At 70.4% G+C, this 17,565-nt stretch carries 18 protein-coding genes; 8 read left to right on the top strand and 10 right to left on the bottom strand.

Annotated elements, in window-relative coordinates; genetic code table 11:
• Positions 1-4: 4 nt before the first annotated feature.
• The gene (locus R2B38_RS10895) at positions 5-1,762 is read right to left on the bottom strand and encodes a hypothetical protein (RefSeq protein ID WP_318016055.1); all 1,758 of its coding nucleotides are present in this window, start codon (positions 1,760-1,762) and stop codon (positions 5-7) included.
• Between the two features lie 137 nt (positions 1,763-1,899).
• Between R2B38_RS10895 and R2B38_RS10890 the strand changes: the two genes are divergently transcribed.
• Complete coding sequence (locus tag R2B38_RS10890; protein ID WP_318016054.1) at positions 1,900-2,766, top strand: hypothetical protein; 867 nt, start codon at positions 1,900-1,902, stop codon at positions 2,764-2,766.
• Between the two features lie 10 nt (positions 2,767-2,776).
• Here R2B38_RS10890 and R2B38_RS10885 read toward each other — a convergent pair whose 3' ends face one another.
• Entirely contained in the window at positions 2,777-3,193 is a 417-nt protein-coding gene (locus tag R2B38_RS10885; RefSeq protein WP_411978437.1) for an ATP-binding protein, read from the bottom strand.
• 98 nt (positions 3,194-3,291) lie between these two features.
• Here R2B38_RS10885 and R2B38_RS10880 point away from each other — a divergent pair, with 98 nt between their 5' ends.
• Together R2B38_RS10880 and R2B38_RS10875 are read left to right on the top strand one after the other, a co-directional pair.
• Positions 3,292-4,158 (top strand): helix-turn-helix transcriptional regulator, encoded by an 867-nt coding sequence (locus R2B38_RS10880; RefSeq protein ID WP_318016053.1) that lies wholly within the window; start codon positions 3,292-3,294, stop codon positions 4,156-4,158.
• Positions 4,118-4,384, top strand: coding sequence for a DUF397 domain-containing protein (locus R2B38_RS10875; protein WP_318016052.1), 267 nt, complete (start codon positions 4,118-4,120; stop codon positions 4,382-4,384). Before R2B38_RS10880 ends, R2B38_RS10875 begins: the two co-directional genes overlap by 41 nt.
• Here R2B38_RS10875 and R2B38_RS10870 read toward each other — a convergent pair.
• Complete coding sequence (locus R2B38_RS10870) at positions 4,368-5,261, bottom strand: SDR family oxidoreductase (RefSeq protein ID WP_318016051.1); 894 nt, start codon at positions 5,259-5,261, stop codon at positions 4,368-4,370. The genes R2B38_RS10875 and R2B38_RS10870 overlap by 17 nt on opposite strands.
• Positions 5,262-5,411: 150 nt before the next feature.
• On the opposite strand from R2B38_RS10870, the gene R2B38_RS10865 reads away from it, so the two are divergent.
• On the top strand, positions 5,412-6,311 hold the full coding sequence (locus R2B38_RS10865) for a LysR family transcriptional regulator (RefSeq protein WP_318016050.1): 900 nt from the start codon (positions 5,412-5,414) through the stop codon (positions 6,309-6,311).
• Here the strand turns inward: R2B38_RS10865 and R2B38_RS10860 are convergent.
• Positions 6,295-7,464, bottom strand: a complete 1,170-nt coding sequence (locus tag R2B38_RS10860; protein WP_033281846.1) for a steroid 3-ketoacyl-CoA thiolase — start codon at positions 7,462-7,464, stop codon at positions 6,295-6,297. The two genes, R2B38_RS10865 and R2B38_RS10860, sit on opposite strands and share 17 nt — an antisense overlap.
• 231 nt (positions 7,465-7,695) lie before the next feature.
• Here R2B38_RS10860 and R2B38_RS10855 point away from each other — a divergent pair, with 231 nt between their 5' ends.
• On the top strand, positions 7,696-8,931 hold the full coding sequence (locus tag R2B38_RS10855) for a cytochrome P450 (protein ID WP_318016049.1): 1,236 nt from the start codon (positions 7,696-7,698) through the stop codon (positions 8,929-8,931).
• A gap of 85 nt (positions 8,932-9,016) precedes the next feature.
• Here the strand turns inward: R2B38_RS10855 and R2B38_RS10850 are convergent, their stop codons facing one another.
• From R2B38_RS10850 to R2B38_RS10840, 3 genes are all read right to left on the bottom strand, one after another.
• The gene (locus R2B38_RS10850) at positions 9,017-9,601 is read right to left on the bottom strand and encodes a TerD family protein (protein ID WP_318016048.1); all 585 of its coding nucleotides are present in this window, start codon (positions 9,599-9,601) and stop codon (positions 9,017-9,019) included.
• 67 nt (positions 9,602-9,668) lie between these two features.
• Complete coding sequence (locus tag R2B38_RS10845; RefSeq protein WP_318016047.1) at positions 9,669-10,361, bottom strand: YoaK family protein; 693 nt, start codon at positions 10,359-10,361, stop codon at positions 9,669-9,671.
• A 104-nt stretch (positions 10,362-10,465) separates the two neighbouring features.
• On the bottom strand, positions 10,466-10,882 hold the full coding sequence (locus tag R2B38_RS10840; protein ID WP_033281850.1) for a transglycosylase SLT domain-containing protein: 417 nt from the start codon (positions 10,880-10,882) through the stop codon (positions 10,466-10,468).
• Between the two features lie 365 nt (positions 10,883-11,247).
• On the opposite strand from R2B38_RS10840, the gene R2B38_RS10835 reads away from it, so the two are divergent.
• Positions 11,248-11,913: a phosphotransferase gene (locus tag R2B38_RS10835; RefSeq protein ID WP_318016046.1), complete on the top strand. Its 666-nt coding sequence runs from the start codon at positions 11,248-11,250 to the stop codon at positions 11,911-11,913.
• Here the strand turns inward: R2B38_RS10835 and R2B38_RS10830 are convergent.
• Positions 11,831-12,733: a helix-turn-helix transcriptional regulator gene (locus tag R2B38_RS10830; protein WP_318016045.1), complete on the bottom strand. Its 903-nt coding sequence runs from the start codon at positions 12,731-12,733 to the stop codon at positions 11,831-11,833. The genes R2B38_RS10835 and R2B38_RS10830 overlap by 83 nt on opposite strands.
• 172 nt (positions 12,734-12,905) lie before the next feature.
• Here R2B38_RS10830 and R2B38_RS10825 point away from each other — a divergent pair, with 172 nt between their 5' ends.
• Positions 12,906-13,631, top strand: coding sequence for an alpha/beta hydrolase (locus tag R2B38_RS10825; protein ID WP_318016044.1), 726 nt, complete (start codon positions 12,906-12,908; stop codon positions 13,629-13,631).
• A 12-nt stretch (positions 13,632-13,643) separates the two neighbouring features.
• Here R2B38_RS10825 and R2B38_RS10820 read toward each other — a convergent pair whose 3' ends face one another.
• Positions 13,644-14,768 (bottom strand): PP2C family protein-serine/threonine phosphatase, encoded by a 1,125-nt coding sequence (locus tag R2B38_RS10820; RefSeq protein ID WP_318021638.1) that lies wholly within the window; start codon positions 14,766-14,768, stop codon positions 13,644-13,646.
• A gap of 211 nt (positions 14,769-14,979) precedes the next feature.
• On the opposite strand from R2B38_RS10820, the gene R2B38_RS10815 reads away from it, so the two are divergent.
• Positions 14,980-17,124, top strand: coding sequence for an ATP-binding protein (locus R2B38_RS10815; RefSeq protein WP_318016043.1), 2,145 nt, complete (start codon positions 14,980-14,982; stop codon positions 17,122-17,124).
• Here R2B38_RS10815 and R2B38_RS10810 read toward each other — a convergent pair.
• Complete coding sequence (locus R2B38_RS10810) at positions 17,118-17,564, bottom strand: nuclear transport factor 2 family protein (RefSeq protein ID WP_318016042.1); 447 nt, start codon at positions 17,562-17,564, stop codon at positions 17,118-17,120. The two genes, R2B38_RS10815 and R2B38_RS10810, sit on opposite strands and share 7 nt — an antisense overlap.
• Position 17,565: the final 1 nt, after the last annotated feature.

The raw sequence follows: 17,565 nt of genomic DNA, 5'->3' as shown, positions 1-17,565 counted from the left end.
CAGATCAACACCGAGTCGGAGCCGGCGACGGGCGACCGTATTCGGAGCTGATGCGGTACTCGCCCGCCGCGGGGACCGTCAGCCGGGTGAGGTCGCCGGCTTTGGCGAGGCAGGCCCCGTCGGCACGCAGCCACGGCGAGTAGGCGACCCGGACGGTGACCGGCCCCGGCCGGGAGACGCGCACGACGAGATCGGCACTGGTCGTCCGTACGACCGTCCCCGGCTCCGACACCAGGGGTATGGCGTCCCGCACCCGGTACACACGCCAGTGGGCGTCCCGCCACACCGGCTCCAGCCAGGCGGGGCGCCGGTAGCGGACCAGAGTCGCCTCGTCCTTCGCATAGCCGTCCGGGGTCGCCTCCGGCAGCACGACGAAGCCGACGGCCCAGTGGTCGAGCCAGGCGCGATAGGTGGCCGCGGAGAACGTGCCGTCGTAGAAGAGCCGGGCGCGTTCCATGTCGAGCTGCCGGTTCCAGCCCCGGGCGAGGTTGATGTGCGGGGCGAGTTCGGAGGCCTCGCGGTGATCGCGGGCCGGGACGGCCTCGACGCGGGTCCGGCCGGAGCCGAGCGCTTCCAGCGTGTGGACGACGGGTTGCGTGTCGTGCGCCCAGGCCGGCACGACGGTGGAGACCTGGAGGTCGTCGACGGTCTTCTTCCCGACCCAGGAGACGGAGAAGATGAGGGCGAGGATGAGCAGGTTGCGCCCGAGCCGGGACTGATGAACCCCGTTCAGGTGGCGCGCCCCAAAGGGGCGCGGGGCTGTATCGATATGCGGCTCCGCCGCGGGGCGCGACCAGCCCCCACGCGCCCGCAGTGAACAAACGACCTCTCCAGCGGAACGCATACGCGGCGCACCCAGAAGCACCGCCAGCAACACCGCCGGCGCGAACAGTTCCGCGAACCGCTCCACATTCGTCCCCACCGGCGACGGCACGAGATACGTCACCACCGTCCCGGCCGCGTACACCGCCCCGCTCCACCGAGCGACCCGCCAAGCCCGCGGAGCGAGCGTCGCCACCGCCAGACCCAGCACGACCGGCGGCCAGATATGACTCGGCGGCATCAACTGCTCACCGGTGAACGGAAAGAAGACGGACGTCACGCCGACGACGAGCGCGGGCGGCACCATCAACCCCGCCGCCCGCCACCCGTCCCGCACGACAAGGAACGCGGCCCCTACGACCGCCAGGAACAGCCCCGCCACCGGGCTGGCCATGGTGGCGAGGGCGGCGTAGGCCGCCGAAAGGACAAGCCGCCGCTCCCGGGTGAGCTGTACGCACGAGGCCAGCGCGAGGGCGATGCCGAGCGCGAAGGTGGTGCGGCCGGAGGCGACGTTGCACCACAGGGCGAGGGAACAGAGCAGGGCGGGACCGAGGGGCCGGCGGATACCGGTGCGCGTGACGAGGACCGCCGCCAGCCAGGAGGCGGCGAGCCCCGAGAGGACGGTCACGGTCCGCACGCCCACCGCGGCCATCAAGTACGGGGAGATCAGGCTGTAGTTGGCGGTGTGCATCCCGCCGTACCAGAACAGGTTGTACGCCGATCCCCCGTGCTGCGACGCGAAGTCGGCCCACGCGTCCTGCGCGGCGAGATCGCCTCCGCCGGTGGCGAGGAACGCCCACCAGAGGGCGTACAGGGGGAGCGTGGGGAGAGTCGCGAGGAGGGGTAAGCGGTGGCGGGAGCGGAAGTTACGGAGGAGTTGGTTCCGCTGTGGGGCCGTGTTCACCGGCCGGACCAGGGTGTGGTGTTCGGCGGGGAGCATGTGAACGGAGACGCGAAACGTGCGGGAAACGTTCATCGGGGGCGGCGGAGTCACCGGGACGAGTGACTCCGCGCATAAGATCGCACTCTTGAGCGAGGCCAACACACCTGATTCCGGGGGGAATTGTGGGGATTCTGATGCGTGACTCCGTGCCGCGCAGAGCTACGGGCGTGGCGTTCGCCGCCGTACTGCTCGGTGGGGGAGCGATCGGCTGTGGCGATGACTCCGCGAAGGAGGACTCGGCCGAGCTGACGCCCTCGGCGGCCGTGGCGCAGGTCGCGGAGAACTCCGAGGACATCACCTCGCTCCGCTACCGGGTCACCGGGACCGTGCCCGAGCGGGGGCGGATCGCGGCCGAGGCGTCCATGAAGACGGAGCCGACGGCCATGACCATGGTGATGACCGCGGCCGGGGCGCGTGCGGAGGGCGGGCTGGGCATCCGGTTCGTCGACGAGGCGATCTATCTCGGCGGCAGCGGCCCCCACCCGGCGAAGTGGCGCGGAAAGGGCTGGGTCAAGGCCGCGCCCGCCGTGTGGGGGCGGGGCGCGTCGAACAACAACTCCTATGGCGCGCTGCCCCGTTCGCTGGAGGTGAGCCCGCTCGTGCAGTCCACGTTCCTGGCCGGTTCCAAGGACGTGCGCAGGATCGGTGCCGAGACGGTCGACGGCACCAGGGCCATGCACTACCGGGGAACGGTCACCAGCCGCGACCTGCGCGCGGCCCAGAGCGCCACCAAGGACAAGGCGACCCGGGACCTCCGTATGGAGCGGGTCGACCAGTTCGTGAACCAGGGCGTCGACGGCGCCCTCACCATGGACCTGTGGGTCGACGGCGACGACCACGCCAAGCGGTTCCGGGTGCGGGGCAAGACCATCCCCACGCGGAACGACACCGACGGCGGGACGCTCGACCTGACCGTCACCTTCCTCGACCTCAATCCGTCCGTGAGCGTCAGGACCCCGCCCGCCGAGGACACCACGGACACCGCCGAACTCTCCGGCTGACGGCCCGAGTTCAGGAACACTCGAACCACACCGTCTTCCCGCCCCCGGCCGCCCGTGTCACCCCCCACTTGTCCGTCACCGCGTCCAGGATCACGAGCCCGCGCCCGTTCTCCGACTCGGCGTCGAAGTCGGTGTGCAGATCCGGGAGTTGGGAGGATCCGTCGCTCACCTCGACCCGTACGCCGGCCGTCTGGCGCAGCAACAGCAGTCCGCAGCGCCGGTCCGGAACATGCCGTACGACATTGGCGACCAGCTCCGTCACGGCGAGTTCGACGGTGTCGGACAGCTCCCGCAGGTCCCACTCCAGGAGGAAGGAGCGGACGATACGGCGGATGTGCCGGGCCGAGTGTTCACCCACGGTGAGGTGCATGACGTACTGCTGGCGGTGGGGAACGGCCAGCATGGCGGGGGGAATTGGTTCGTTCACACTACGAGACTGACGCCCCGTCGCTACCCTCGGCAATGGCATGAATACAACCCGTTTACGGGTCGACATTGTCGGGAGACGGAGACAGGGGGCTTCGCGTGCACATCGCCACGCTTGATCCGGGAGCTTCGGCACTGGACTACTACGGCTACGAGTTGCGCCGCTATCGAGAAGCGGCCGGTCTGACGCAGCGGCAGCTCGGCGTCATCATCAACTACACCGGGTCGATGATCGGCCAGATCGAGACCGCGAAGAAGTTGCCCTCACTGGAGTTCAGCAGGGCGGTCGACGCGGCCCTCAACACGGGTGGGTTGCTGACCCGGTTGCTTGATCTGGTGCTGCGCAGTCAACTACCCGCTTGGTTCCAGCAAGTTGCCGAACTACAGGCACGGGCCGTCGACATCTGTTCCTTCGAGGCGCAGATGATCCACGGTCTCCTCCAGACCGAGGAGTACGCCCGCGCCGTGCTCGGCACGCTGGACAAGACCAACCTGGACGACCGGACCGCCGTACGCATGGCTCGGCAGCGCATCTTCGAGAAGAACGAGCCGCCGGTCTTCTGGGCGATCCTGAGCGAGGCCGCGCTGTATCTGGAGATCGGCGGCCGGAAGACCATGAGGAACCAACTGGCCCGCCTGTTGACCTATGAGGACGATCCTCGGGTCAACATCCAGATCCTGCCGCATTCGGCCGGAGCGCACGCGGGGCTGACAGGCTCGTACGACCTCTACCGCTTCCCGAGCGATCCGCCCATCGTCTACACCGAGGGCTATGGAAGCGCGCATCCCACGGCGAACCCAGACACTGTCAGGGACTGTTCGCTCCGTTACGATCATCTGCAAGCCGCCGCCCTTTCCCTCAGGGACTCGGCGGAGCTGATCCGGCGCGTGATGGAGGAACGTTATGGGGAACAACGCGATGCCGATGACAGGGACTCAGTGGCGGAAGTCCAGCTACAGCAGTGACCAGGGCGGCAATTGCGTCGAGTGCGCGCCGCTCGGCCCGCTCGCCTGGCGGAAGTCCTCGTACAGCAGTGACCAGGGCGGCGAGTGCATAGAGATCGCCGAAACCCCCTGCCCCACCTCCTCCCTCGCCATCCGCGACTCCAAGACCCCGGCGGGGCCGATCCTCACCCTCGGCCCCGCCGCGTTCACGACCTTCGTCAACTGGTCCGCTACGACGGCTGGTTGACCTCGAAGTAGTAGTCGTTGTCGAGGTCCGCGAGCAGGCCGATCCGGGTCGGGGTCCAACCGAACCGCTCCCGGGTCACCGTGCTCGTGCCGACCAGGTCGGACGCGTAGAAGTGGCCCAGCCAGCCGAAGTGGGCCCCGGCCTCCTCTACCGGCACGCTCTTCACCGGTAGGTCCAGCCGCTTGCCGATGACCTCGGCGATCTCCCGTACGGGTACGCCCTCGTCGTCGACGGCGTGCAGGACCGTGCCCGCGGGGGCGTTCTCCAGGGCCAGCCGGAAGAGGACTGCCGCGTCATCGCGATGGACGGCGGCCCAGGCGTTCGTGCCCTCGCCGGGGTACGCGGAGACGCCCTTGGCTCGGGCGATGCCGATCACGCCTGGGACGAAGGCGTGATCGCCCTCGCCGTGCACCTGGGGGAGCCGGATGACCGACGAACGGACGCCCCGTGCCGCCGCCGTCAGGGCCGTCACCTCGGCCGGGAGGCGGAGGAGGTCGGGGCGGGCGGTGGGGTCGGGCACGTCGTTCTCGGTGCGGCCGTGGCTCATCACGGAGCTGATGACGAGGGGGCGGTCGGAGCCCGCGAGGGTCTCCGTGAGGGCCTTCACCGCGCTCAGGTCGATCGCCACGCAGGCCGCGTAGTTCGAGAAGTCGTGGATGAAACCGGTGTGGATCACGCCGTCGGACGCTGACGCACCCTCGCGGAGGGCGTCCAGGTCCTCCAGCGAACCCCGGTGCACCTCCGCCCCGGTCGCCGCGAGCCGTTCGGCCGACGCGTCGGAACGCGCCAGGCCCAGCACCTGGTGGCCGTTGTCGAGCAGTTCGCGGACGACCGCACTGCCCACGAATCCGGTCGCTCCGGTGACGAAAACACGCATGACGAAATCACCCTGATCTAAGTCGGCGGGTCGGAAGAATCGGTGTGCCTTCAGCCTGCGGCCGCCGCACCCCGCCCGTCCAAGACCGACTTCGGAACACGTGATTCATTTCCGGTATCAGTGCAGCTCGTACCGTCGTACAGTCGAGGTATGAGTGACCTGGACCTGCGCCTCGTCCGCTACTTCACCGTCGTCGCCGAGGAACTGCACTTCGGGCGGGCTGCGGCTGTCCTGCATCTCGCGCAGCCGTCGCTCAGTCGTCATGTGCGGCGGTTGGAGGGGGAGTTGGGGGTGCGGCTCTTCGACCGGGCCACGCAGGGCACTCAACTCACCGAAGCTGGGCGGGCGTTCCTGCCCCGGGCGCAGGAGCTGTTGCGGTCGGCGGCGGAGGCGGCGGCCGTGGTGCGGGAGGTCGCGCAGCCGAGTCGGGTCGTCGTCGGGTTCATGACCGGGCTCATCATCACCCCGGCGGTGCGTGCCCTGCGTGCCGGGCATCCGGAGGCCGACGTGCACAGCCGGTTTCTGGGCTGGGGTGAGTTGCCGTCTGCCTTGCTGGAGCACCGGGTGGATGTGGTGGTGGGCCGACTTCCGTTCGCCACCGAGGGGTTGAGTGTCAGCGTCCTCTGCGAGGAGCCCCGGATGCTGCTGATGCCGGTCGGCCACCGGCTCGCCGGCAAGGAGCGCGTCAGCATCGACGACATCGCCGACGAGCCCGTACCCCGGTTCCCCGACCCGGAGTTCAACGCGTTCTGGCGCGTAGACCCCCGCCCGGACGGCCGCCCCGCGCCGGACGGTCCGTTCGTCCGGGAGCTGGAGGACAAGCTCGAAGTCATCGCGGCGGGCGAGGCGGTGGCGATCGTTCCGGCGGGCGCCGTCAGGAAGGGGCTGCGGCTCGATCTGACGACGGTCCCGATCGAGGGCGTGGCCCCGGTCCCGATCGTGCTGGCCACCCGCGCAGGCGAGGAACGCCGCCCCCTGCTCGCGGCCTTCCGCGCCTGCGCCGAGGAGCACCTGCACCCCGACAACTGGCTTGCTACAGACGCTGAATGATCGTGCCTGTCGCCAGCGCCCCGCCCGCGCACATCGTGATCAGCGCGAACTCCTTGTCGGAGCGCTCCAGTTCATGGAGGGCCGTGGTGATCAGCCGTGCGCCCGTCGCCCCGACCGGATGGCCGAGCGCGATCGCACCGCCGTTCACGTTGACCTTCTCCAGGTCCTGTTCGAAGACCTGCGCCCAGCTCAACACCACGGACGCGAAAGCCTCGTTGATCTCGACGATGTCGATGTCCTTGAGCGTCATGCCCGCCTTGCCGAGCACGGCACGGGTCGCGTCGATCGGCCCGTCCAGGTGGAAGTGCGGGTCCGATCCAACCAGCGCCTGAGCCACTATCCGCGCCCGGGGCCGCAGCTTCAGCGCCCGCGCCATCCGCTTCGACGCCCACATGATGGCGGACGCGCCGTCGCTGATCTGTGAGGAATTGCCCGCCGTGTGCACGGCAGTTGGCATGACCGGCTTCAGGCGCGCCAGTGCCTCCATCGACGTGTCGCGCAGGCCCTCGTCGCGGTCGACGAGCCGCCACATGCCGTGGCCCGCGCGCTGTTCGTCCTCCGTCGTCGGTACCTGGACGGCGAACGTCTCCTTCTTGAAGCGTTCCTCGGACCAGGCGATGGCCGCCCGCTCCTGCGAGATCAGGCCGAGCGAGTCGACGTTCTCACGGGTCAACTGCCGGTTGCGGGCGATGCGTTCGGCGGCCTCGAACTGGTTGGGCAGATCGACGTTCCACTCGTCCGGGAACGGCTTCCCGGGTCCGTGTTTCGAGCCCGACCCGAGCGGCACCCGTGACATCGCCTCGACGCCACAGCTGATCCCGACGTCGATGACGCCCGCCGCGATCATGTTGGCGGTCATGTGCGAGGCCTGCTGCGAGGAGCCGCACTGACAGTCGACCGTGGTCGCCGCTGTCTCATACGGCAGGCCCATGGCCAGCCAGGCGTTGCGCGCGGGGTTCATGGACTGTTCGCCGGCGTGGGTCACCGTGCCGCCGACGACCTGCTCGACGCAGTCGGCGTGGATGCCGGTGCGGCCCAGCAGTTCACGGTAGGTCTCGCCCAGGAGATAGGCGGGATGGAGGTTGGCGAGCGCTCCGCCGCGCCTGCCGATGGGGGTGCGTACGGCTTCCACGATGACGGGTTCCGCGACCATGGGACACGTCCTCTCCTCGTACACCGCGCGGCGCGGGCGTCCCGGCCACCCGCCACGCAAACTAGTACGCGTTCTAGTTCTGTGTGCAGTCTGCTGACAGGCCGTCCACAACCGCAAGGGTCGTGCAGGGAATTCGGGTTGCCGTGCCTCTTGCGACTTGTAGAACCCGTTATTACCTTCACGGGCATTCCCATGTTCCTGATGGACCGTCAGAAAACGGCTGGAGTGCCCATGCCCTGTCCAGCTCTCCCCGACGGGTTCGACCTCACCGACCCGGACCTGCTCCACCACCGCGTCCCGCTCCCGGAGTTCGCCGAACTGCGCGCGGCCGAACCGGTGCGCTGGATCCAACAGCCCCTGAACATCGCGGGGTTCCAGGACGAGGGCTACTGGGCCGTGACCCGGCACGCCGACGTCCGGTACGTCTCCACGCACCCGGAGATCTTCTCCTCGACCCTCAACACGGCGATCATCCGCTTCGGCGAGCACATGACGCGCGAGTCGATCGACGTCCAGCGGCTGATCCTGCTCAACATGGACCCGCCCGAGCACACCCGCGTCCGCCAGATCGTCCAACGCGGCTTCACACCGAGGGCGATCCGCGCGCTGGAGGACCGCCTGCGCGACCGCGCCCACTCGATCGTGGCGGGCGCCCGCGCCCACCCCGGCCCCTTCGACTTCGTCACCGAGGTCGCCTGCGAACTGCCCCTCCAGGCCATCGCCGAACTCATCGGCATCCCGCAGGACGACCGCGTCAAGATCTTCGAGTGGTCCAACAAGATGATCGCGTACGACGATCCCGAGTACGCCATCACCGAGCAGGTCGGCGCCGAGTCCGCCGCCGAACTCATCGCCTACGCCATGGGGATGGCCGCCGAGCGCAAGCAGTGCCCGGCCCACGACATCGTCAGCACCCTGGTCGCCGCCGAGGACGAGGGCAACCTGAACTCCGACGAGTTCGGCTTCTTCGTGCTGATGCTCTCGGTGGCCGGGAACGAGACGACCCGCAACGCCATCACCCACGGCATGCACGCGTTCCTCACCCACCCCGAGCAGTGGGAGCTGTACAAGCGGGAACGTCCGTCGACCGCCGCCGAGGAGATCGTCCGCTGGGCCACCCCGGTCAACGCCTTCCAGCGGACCGCGACCCAAGACACCGAGCTGGGCGGCAAGTTGATCCGGAAGGGCGACCGGGTCGGCATCTTCTACGCCTCCGCCAACCACGACCCCGAAGTCTTCGAGAACCCGGATGTCTTCGACGTGATGCGCGATCCGAACCCGCACCTGGGCTTCGGCGGCGGGGGCCCGCACTACTGCCTCGGCAAGTCCCTGGCCGTCCTCGAAATCGACCTGATCTTCAACGCGATCGCGGACGCGATGCCCAACCTGACGCTGACGGGCGACCCGCGCCGGCTGCGGTCGGCATGGATCAACGGGGTCAAAGAGCTTCAGGTGAACGCCGGTTGAGGTGACCCGGTCTGCCTCACAGCTCGGGCCGGCGGCATCCCGGCGCCGCCGGCCCGTCCCCTGCTCAATTCCGCAAGGCTGCCGCTTACTTCCGTACGGCGAACTTCATGAGCTCCCGCTCGTCGCCCTGCTTGATGTTCCCGGTCTCGTTGATGACCTGGAGCTTCCAACTCCCGCCCTCGCGGATCGCCTTGGCGACCGCGCAGCCGTTGTGGTCGCTGAGCAGGTTGGGCCAGATCTCGGCGACCTGCTGGGTGCTGCCGCCCGTCGCGTCGTAGACCTTGAAGGCGATGTTGCGGGCCTTCCGGAAGGAACTGCCCTTCTTGTAGGCGGCGGCGACGAAGACGATCGACGAGATGTTGCCGGGTATCCGCGCGAGGTCGACGGTCACCGTCTCGTCGTCGCCCTCGCCCTTGCCGGTCTGGTTGTCACCGCTGTGCACCAGCGAGCCGTTGCCCAGCGGGTCCACGGAGTCGAGGCCCGCGAGCCGTACCGGGTCCTGGCCCTGCATCGCGATGGCGATCAGGTCGAGGTCCGTACCGGCCTTCTGGCGCAGCTTCCCGACGAAGCCGCCGCTGCTGCCGACGGTCGGGTCCCAGGACGCTCCGATCTCCAGATGGGTCACTCCGTCCAGATCCGCCGGACCGTCTTCCTTCGTGAGCGTGATCATGCGTGATCGATCCTTTTGATCGTGGGACACAGACGGCTGAATTCTGCCTTCTTTACCGGGCTTTGGGCTACTCCCGGCCAGATGCGGTCAATGCGAACACCCCGGCGGCCAGAGCCGCGAGCAGGAGCGGGTAGCGCAGACCGTGGTGCAGAGTGAGCCACGCGCCGAGCACCGCGCCCGCGATCATGCCGACCACCGCCAGGCCGCGACGGAGCGAACCGGCGCCCCAGCCGTCACCCGTGACGGAGTCGGCGACCAGCGCGGTCAGGGTCGAGGTCAGGACCGTGGTGGTCGAGATGTCGGCGACCTTGAGCTTGCGGACCGCCGCGTTGCGCAGCCCCATCGCGAAGGCGGTGAGGGCGATGAGGGGGTAGGTGGTGGCGTGCTCCCCCGGTGCGGCGAAGGCGATGACGGCCGCCACGCCCACCAGCACCGCCTCCGCGCCGAGACTCACCCGGGCCCAGGTACGCCGCGAACCGGTGTCCATGCGTACCGCGATCCGGCCCCCGGCCGCCACGCCCACGAGGAAGGCGCCGAGCGAGGTGAGGTTGTGGAGCACCGTGAACCCGGGCGCCCCGGCGGCGGCGAAGCCCAGCACCACCACGTTGCCGGTCATGTTCGCGACGAAGACATGGCCGAGGCCCAGATAACTGACGGCGTCGATGAGCCCGCTGACCACGGTCAGGCCGAGCAGCACGGCCACCAGCCGCACTCCGCGCGCTTCACGGTCGTAGGACGGGGATGGTGTGTTCTCGGCCATGAACGCAATGTAGCGGCGGCCCCCGGTGTGCCGGGGACCGCCGCTGTGTGGTGCGTGTGTGGAGCCGGTGATCAATACCGGCTGTGATCAGTGCGAGCCGGTGATCAGTACCAGCCGTTGGACTGCCAGAAGTTCCAGGCGGCGGCGGGGCTGCCGTAGCGGGAGTTCATGTAGTCCAGGCCCCACTTGATCTGGGTGGCGGCGTTGGTCTTCCAGTCGGAGCCGGCCGAGGCCATCTTCGAGCCCGGGAGGGCCTGGACCAGGCCGTAGGCGCCGGAGGAGGAGTTCGTGGCGGTGACGTTCCAGCCGCTCTCGTGCTCGACGATCTTGCTGAACGCGTTGTACTGCGCGGCGCTCGGGATCATCTTGTGCGCGATCGACTGAGCGGAGGAGGCGGAGGTCGTCGCGGCCTGGGCGGGAGCCGAGGTCAGCACGAGACCGGTGGTGGCGGCGGCCAGAGCGGCGGCGGTCAGGGCCTTCTTCGGGGAGGCGATGCGAGCGACGATGCGGGAGACGGACACGGAGAACCTGTTTCTTCGGGGACAGAGGCGTCGTACGCCTGCCGGTGTCACCGCGGTGCGCGGCGGGGGCAATGCGTCGGCGCCGAGGCCCGTGAGGACTCGTCGGCGCCGTGCGACTGCTCCAGAGAAGCACTCTCGATCCGTGTCCGCAAAGACCCCTTTTACTAGTTGTGGTCGCATGTGGGTGAAAGATGAACTGTGTGACGTGGCTCTCAAACCCCAGGTCAGGGGGTGTTTGGGACGCGTACATGACACGCCTAAACACTACTAATCCCAGTAGTTCGTGACATGGGTCATGTGGGCCGCTTCACCACCTCTGTGACGGCCGGTGCGCGCCGCCTCACGCAGGGGTTAGATTTCTGGCCATGCCAGCCATGGGGAAGCTGATCGGCTCCGGCCGTACCGCCGACGTCTACGAGATCGACGAGGCGTGGGTGCTGCGCCGCAATCGCGAGGACTGGGGGGACGCGGCGGCCGAGGGCGCGGTGATGGAGCATGTGCGGGCCTACGGTTATCCCGTGCCCCGGGTGCGGACGGCCCCCTCGCGCACCGATCTCGTGATGGAGCGGCTGACCGGGCCCACCATGGTGGAGGCGTGCGTCGCGGGTGCGCTCGACGCGGTCGAGGCGGGGACCGTACTCGCTTCTCTGCTACGGCGGTTGCACGCCGTCCCGGGTCGGCGGCCCGGAACCCGGGTGCTGCATCTCGACCTGCACCCGGAGAACGTGCTGCTCACCCCGGACGGGCCCCGCGTCATCGACTGGGGTACGGCGGAGGACGGTGACCCCGGGCTGGACTGGGGGCTCTCCGCGATCATCCTCGCCCAGGTCGCCGTGGACGAGGATCAGCCGATCGCCGGACCGGCGCGCGCGATGCTCGGCTCGCTGCTCGCGGATCCTTCCGGGCTCACGGGGGAGGGGCTGGCCGAGGCGCGGCGGAGGCGGGCGGTCAATCCGACGATGAGCGCTCGTGAGGTCGAACTGCTCGGTGTCGCGGAGGAGTTGGTGCGGTCGGTCGCGCTTCTGCCGTAGCGGCGGAGGAGGCCAGGAGCGCGAGCTTGTCCGCCGCGTCGGTGCCCGGGTCCGGGTGGTAGATGACGAGGGTCCGGCCCGGGGCGCCGTCGATGCTCAGGCGCTCGCGGTTCAGGTGGAGGGCGCCGACCTGGGGGTGGTCGAGGTACTTGGGCGCGGCCTCGCAGGACTGGACGTCGTGGCGGGCCCAGAGCCTGCTGAACAGGGGGCTGGCGAGGGAGAGTTCGCCGACCAGCTCGATGAACCGGGGGTCGTCGGTATCGGTGCCGACCGCCTCGCGGAAGGCGGCGACGATGCCTCCGCTGGAGTTCTCCCACTGCGGGTGGAGCGCCTGCTCGGCGGGGTCGAGGAACAGGGACCGCAGGCGGTTGGCGCCCGCCGTGAAGCGTGGTGACAGGGCGGTCGCGAGGGCGTTGGCCGCGAGGACGTCGAAGTAGCGACCCTCGACCAGCGCGGGGAGCGGGAGCGCCGCGAGCAGCTTGACGGTGCTCGGCGGGACGGTCTCCGTACGGCGCCGGGGCCGGGCGCGGCGCCGGTGGGGGCTGTCGGCGCCCAGGCGCAGCAGGTGGGCCGTCGCGGTGGCGTCGAGGCGCAGCACGCGGGCGATGGCTTCGAGGACCTGCGCGGAGGGGTTGCGGTCGCGGCCCTGCTCAAGGCGCAGGTAGTAGTCGGCGCTGATACCGGCCAGCATCGCGACCTCCTCGCGGCGCAGGCCCGGCACCCGCCGTACCCCGAAGACCGGGATACCGGCCTGTTCGGGCGTGACGAGTTCGCGGCGGGCGCGCACGTACTCGCCCAGCAGGTTCGGTTCGTCGGCCATCTCGCCACTGTAGGTCGGGCGGGCGGGGGCCTGCCTGGTCCTGTCACCCCCAGGGTCGGCGGGGCCCTGGCTGGGGTGCGGGGCGGGCGGCAGCGTCGGCGGTGGCCGGTCGAGAGCCGACCTGAGGCGCGCTGATCAGTGACGCCGGCCACCACACCAAGGAGCGACAGTCATGTCCACGTATCTGCTGGTACACGGAGCCTGGCACAGCGGGCGGGCCTGGGACCGGGTGGTCCCGCTGCTGACGGCGGCCGGGCACCGGGTGTTCGCGCCGTCCCTCACCGGCTACGGCGACAAGGCGGGGCTGCTCGGCCCCGGGGTGGGTCTCGACACGCACGTCGACGACGTCGTCGGACTGATCACCGAGGAGGACCTCACCGATGTCGTCCTGGTCGGGCACAGCTACGCGGGGCTGGTCGTCTCGTCCGTCGCCAACCGGGTCCCGGACCGGATCGCCCAGCTCGTCTACCTGGACGCGATGGTCCCGGTGGACGGCGAGCGCGCGACCGACATCCTGCCCGTGACCCAGGTCCTGATCGACCTGGCCGCCCAGTCCGACACCCCCTGGCGGATTCCGCCGCTGCCCGAACTCCCGCCGCCCGGGGGCCTGTTCGGGGTCACCGACCCGGCGGACATCGCCTGGCTGCGCACGATGGTCTCCGACCAGTCGGCGCTCTGCCTCCAGCAGCCCGTCCACCTGGACAACCCCGCCGCGAACGCGATCCCCCGCACGCACATCCACTGCGTGGGCAGCGAACCGGAGGGCTTCGAGCGCAGGCCCGTCCCCGCGATCCAGCCCAACGGCACCCCGGCGCAGGTGTGGGAACTGGAGACCGGCCACGACTGCATGATCACCAAGCCGGCCGAACTCACCGACCTGCTCCTCAAGTTGGGCTGAACCCGCCGGGCCTCAGACCCGCACCGGCGCGGGCACGCCCGTCGGCTGGCACAGCACGAGCGCCAGGTCGTCGGTCGGCGGCCCGCCGGTGTGCGCGAGCAGCCGCTCGTACAGCGCGTGCAGGGCCGCGTCCGGCGTCGGCTCGCTCAGGGCCGTGGCGGACTCGGTGAGGAGGGCGAACGGGGTGCCGTCCGGGGCGCGGGACTCGGTGAGGCCGTCCGTGTAGAGGAGGAGGCGGTCACCGGGCTGGAGGCGGACCCGGTACTGCCGCGGCTCCGGGTGCAGGCCCAACGGCAGGGCGGGCACCCGGGGTTCGAGCAGTTCCAGCCGCTGCCCGGAGCGAAGAGGCGCCGGATGGCCGCAGTTGACCAGCCGCACCTCACCCGGCCCGAACTCCACCAGCACCGCCGTGACGAAGTCCTCCGGGGCGAGATGAGGAGAGAGCCGGGCGTCGAGCCCCCTCGCAAGGGTGGTCAAATGCGGGGTGGTGTAAGCGAGTTCGCGGAACGCGGTGACCGTGTCGGACGCCGTACGCAGCGCGTCCAGCCCATGCCCGCGCGCGTCCCCGACCAGCACCCGCAGGCCGTACGGCGTCACCGCGAGGTCGTACAGATCGCCGCCGACGGACGACTCACGGCTCGCGCAGTGGTACCGGGTGGAGACGTGCGTGCCGGACAGGGTGCGGGAGAGGGGCCGCAGGATCGCCTCCTGGGTGATCCGGGCCACCTCCCGCGCCTCCGCGAGCCGCTCCCGCAACCGCCCCCGCTGCCACGCCGCGTACACACTGCACGCACACCCCAGCAGCAGCCCGCCCCACCGGACGGCGAACCCGGCACTCAGCTGCGTCCCGGCGCCGAGCCCCGCCGCGAGCGCGAGCAGCACCGTCCAGCAGCTGACGAGAAACGTACGCCGGGCACCCAGGAACGCCGCGGCCATCAAGGGCCCGATCGCCAGCAACGGCAGGATCGGCTGCACCCGCCCGATCAGCAGGCCGGGCGCGGCCGCGAGCAGACAGCCGACGGGGGCGACGAGAAAGCCCATCGGGCCGGCGAGGAACCCCGCCGGTGCCTTGCGGAATCCCGCCCGTACCGTGCGGACTCCCGTCGGCGCCCTGCGGACCCGGCGTCTCCCATCCATCGCGTTCACGCCATGACCATCGCTGAATTTCCGGCTCCTCACCCGCGCCAACCGGGAGTTGATCAGCTCTCGATCATGAGGCGTCGAAAACAGCCCGCAAGTGGTCGTAATGGACGGCCATTTCGTGGGTATCGCGACTATTCCGGGCAGGCGTGGACCGCGTTCCGGGACACGCGCGTGGAGTCGGTGGTGTGCGGACACACTGGGCCTCGTGCCGGACACGACTCACCCGAACCCCGGGAACCTCGGGAATCTGCCGCCCGAGACCCATAGTTTCGTCGGGCGGCGCGCCGAACTCGCCCTGCTCCGGGCGCTGTTGGACCCGGGCGGCGGTCCGGCGGGGCGGCTGGTGAGTGTGGTCGGGGTCGGTGGGGTCGGCAAGACACGGCTGGCCCTGCGGGCGGCGGCGGAGGTGCGGGAGGCGTATCCCGACGGCGTCTGGCTGACCGAGTTGTCGCCCTTGCACACGCCCGGGCTGGTGGATCTCGCCGTCATGGAGACCCTCCGGCTCGCCGACCGGTCGACCCGCCCGGTGATCGACGTCATCGCCGAATGGGCCCGCGGCAAACGGCTGTTGATCGTCCTCGACTCCTGCGAGCACCTCCTCGCCGACTGTTCCAGGGTCGCCGCCGCGCTGCTGTCCCACGCGCCCGGGCTGCGCATCCTCGTGACCAGCCGGGAACGGCTCGCCCTGCCCGGCGAGGAGGTCCTCCACCTCGAACCGCTCCCCGTGGACGGCGGCGCCGACGGGAGCGCCCCCGCCGGTGACGCCGTGGCCCTGTTCGCCGAGCGCGCCGCCGACGCCGGGCGCCCGCTCGGCGACGACGACGTGGCCGGACGCGCGATCGCCGCCGCCGTCTGCCGTCGCCTCGACGGCATCCCGCTCGCCCTCGAACTCGCCGCCGCCCGCCTCGCCGACCTCACCCTCGACCAACTCCACGCCCGCCTCGGCGAACGCCTGCCCTCACTCCCCGATGTGCCCTCGCCCCTGGACCTGTTGAGCTCCGAGCCCGGTGAACGCCCGCCCCGCCACCAGACCTTGCGCACCGCCATCGGCTGGAGCCACGAACTCTGCGCCCCGCTGGAACGCCTGCTGTGGGCGCGGCTCTCCGTCTTCACCGGAGGCTTCTGCGCGGAGACCGTCCAACAGGTGTGCGCGGGCGGCCCGTTGGCCCCGGAGCGGATCGCCGGACTCCTCGCCCGGCTCGTCGCGCAGTCCATCGTGCTGCCCGACCCCGTCATCTCGGCCCGCTACCGGATGCTCGACACCGTCCGCGAGTACGGCACCGACTGGCTGCACGCCCTCGGTGAGGAACGCGCCGTACGCCGCCGCCACCGCGAGCACTACGCCCGCCTCGCCCACCAGGGCTGCGCCGAGTGGAACACCGGACGGCAGGTCGCCTGGTGCGAGCGGGTGCTGAGCGAACACGCCAACTTCCGGGCGGCGGTCGAGAGCGCGCTCGCCGAGCCGGACCGTACGGTGGCCGTGGAGATGGCGGGCCATGTCGGGTTCCTGTGGCGGCACTGCGGCTACCTCCGCGAGGCCCAGGCCTGCCTCGACCAGGCCCTCGCCGCCGACCCGCCCCCCGGCCACGGCCGCACCCTCGCCCTGTGGTCGCGCGGCGCCGTCGCCATCCTCCAGGGCGACCAGGAGGCGGCCGCCAACTGGGCGATCCGCTGCGCCGACGCGGCCCGCGACCAGGGCTCCCCGGTCGCCTTGGTCGCCGCCGTGTACGTGAGGGGCGGCCAGCTCGCCCTCACCGGCCGCCAGGCCGAGGCCATCGACGTCCTCGCCGCCGCACCCCAACTCCCCATCCAGGACGACGCGTTCGGCGCCGCCCAGCTCCAGGTCCGGCTCGCGCTGTCCCTCGCGCACGTCCTGCGCGGCGAGTACGGGCGCGGCCGCGAGGTCGCCGACGAGGTGCGTACGGCCAGCCGGAAACAGGGCGAGTACTGGTGCGGGGCCTTCGCCGACTACCTCATCGCCCAGGTGGACCTGGCCCACGGCGACATACCGGCCGCGGTCGGCGGCGCCCGCACCTCCATCGCGGGCCACGCCCTGCTGCACAACACCGTCGGCGCCGCCATGTCCCTCGACCTCCTGGCCGCCGCGATCGTCACCACCGGCGACGCCCACCGCGCGGCCCGCCTGCTCGGCATCGGCACCCGCCTCTGGGAACTCACCGGCCGCGCCCAGATGGACTCCCCGGACCTCATCGCCACCCGCCGCACCTGCGAACTCCGCGTCCGCGAACGCCTCGGCGACGACGCCTACGAGACGGGGTACCGGGAGGGCCTGGCGATGTCGTACGACGAGGGAATCGCGTACGCGAGCAGTCGTTCAAGCGGTCACTGACGCGGAGTGGGGCCGCCGAACGGCAGGAACAGGGTCCGGCTCGCGATCAGCCAACTCCCGTCCACCAAGCGGAAATTGTCCTCGTAGTGGCCGACCTGGACCGGGGGACCGGCCGGGACCAGGCCGCCGTGGTGGCCGTCGACGCGGTACGTCGTGAAGTACGCCGTCGAGATCGCCGTGCCGGGGGAGGTGAGCGTGACGAGGACGTTCGACATCAGCCGCCGCGAGAGCCGTCCGGCGGGCCGGGACCCGAAGTACTTCCGCAGCGCCCCCCGCCCCTCGACCCGCCGTTCGTCGTCCGGCCACTCCCAGGTGCCGTCCTCGGTGAACAGCTCGGCGACGGAGGAGGGTTCACCGAGATCGAGGCGGCGGACGAAGTCCAGGATCACGCGCTCACAGGCGCGTTCGGCGAGAAGTCGTTGCAAGGGGTCAAGGTCCATG

Origin of the sequence: Streptomyces sp. N50 (assembly GCF_033335955.1) — a bacterium.
Taxonomy (GTDB): Bacteria; Actinomycetota; Actinomycetes; order Streptomycetales; family Streptomycetaceae; genus Streptomyces.
This window is presented reverse-complemented; position numbering and strand designations above follow the sequence as displayed.

Bases quoted from the DNA above. Each gene is read 5' to 3' on its own strand.
- R2B38_RS10895 (WP_318016055.1), bottom strand. From the start codon at position 1,762: ATGCTCCCCGCCGAACACCACACCCTGGTCCGGCCGGTGAACACGGCC.
- R2B38_RS10890 (WP_318016054.1), top strand. From the start codon at position 1,900: ATGCGTGACTCCGTGCCGCGCAGAGCTACGGGCGTGGCGTTCGCCGCC.
- R2B38_RS10875 (WP_318016052.1), top strand. From the start codon at position 4,118: ATGACAGGGACTCAGTGGCGGAAGTCCAGCTACAGCAGTGACCAGGGC.
- R2B38_RS10870 (WP_318016051.1), bottom strand. From the start codon at position 5,261: ATGCGTGTTTTCGTCACCGGAGCGACCGGATTCGTGGGCAGTGCGGTC.
- R2B38_RS10865 (WP_318016050.1), top strand. From the start codon at position 5,412: ATGAGTGACCTGGACCTGCGCCTCGTCCGCTACTTCACCGTCGTCGCC.
- R2B38_RS10860 (WP_033281846.1), bottom strand. From the start codon at position 7,464: ATGGTCGCGGAACCCGTCATCGTGGAAGCCGTACGCACCCCCATCGGC.
- R2B38_RS10855 (WP_318016049.1), top strand. From the start codon at position 7,696: ATGCCCTGTCCAGCTCTCCCCGACGGGTTCGACCTCACCGACCCGGAC.
- R2B38_RS10850 (WP_318016048.1), bottom strand. From the start codon at position 9,601: ATGATCACGCTCACGAAGGAAGACGGTCCGGCGGATCTGGACGGAGTG.
- R2B38_RS10845 (WP_318016047.1), bottom strand. From the start codon at position 10,361: ATGGCCGAGAACACACCATCCCCGTCCTACGACCGTGAAGCGCGCGGA.
- R2B38_RS10835 (WP_318016046.1), top strand. From the start codon at position 11,248: ATGCCAGCCATGGGGAAGCTGATCGGCTCCGGCCGTACCGCCGACGTC.
- R2B38_RS10830 (WP_318016045.1), bottom strand. From the start codon at position 12,733: ATGGCCGACGAACCGAACCTGCTGGGCGAGTACGTGCGCGCCCGCCGC.
- R2B38_RS10825 (WP_318016044.1), top strand. From the start codon at position 12,906: ATGTCCACGTATCTGCTGGTACACGGAGCCTGGCACAGCGGGCGGGCC.
- R2B38_RS10820 (WP_318021638.1), bottom strand. From the start codon at position 14,768: ATGGATGGGAGACGCCGGGTCCGCAGGGCGCCGACGGGAGTCCGCACG.
- R2B38_RS10810 (WP_318016042.1), bottom strand. From the start codon at position 17,564: ATGGACCTTGACCCCTTGCAACGACTTCTCGCCGAACGCGCCTGTGAG.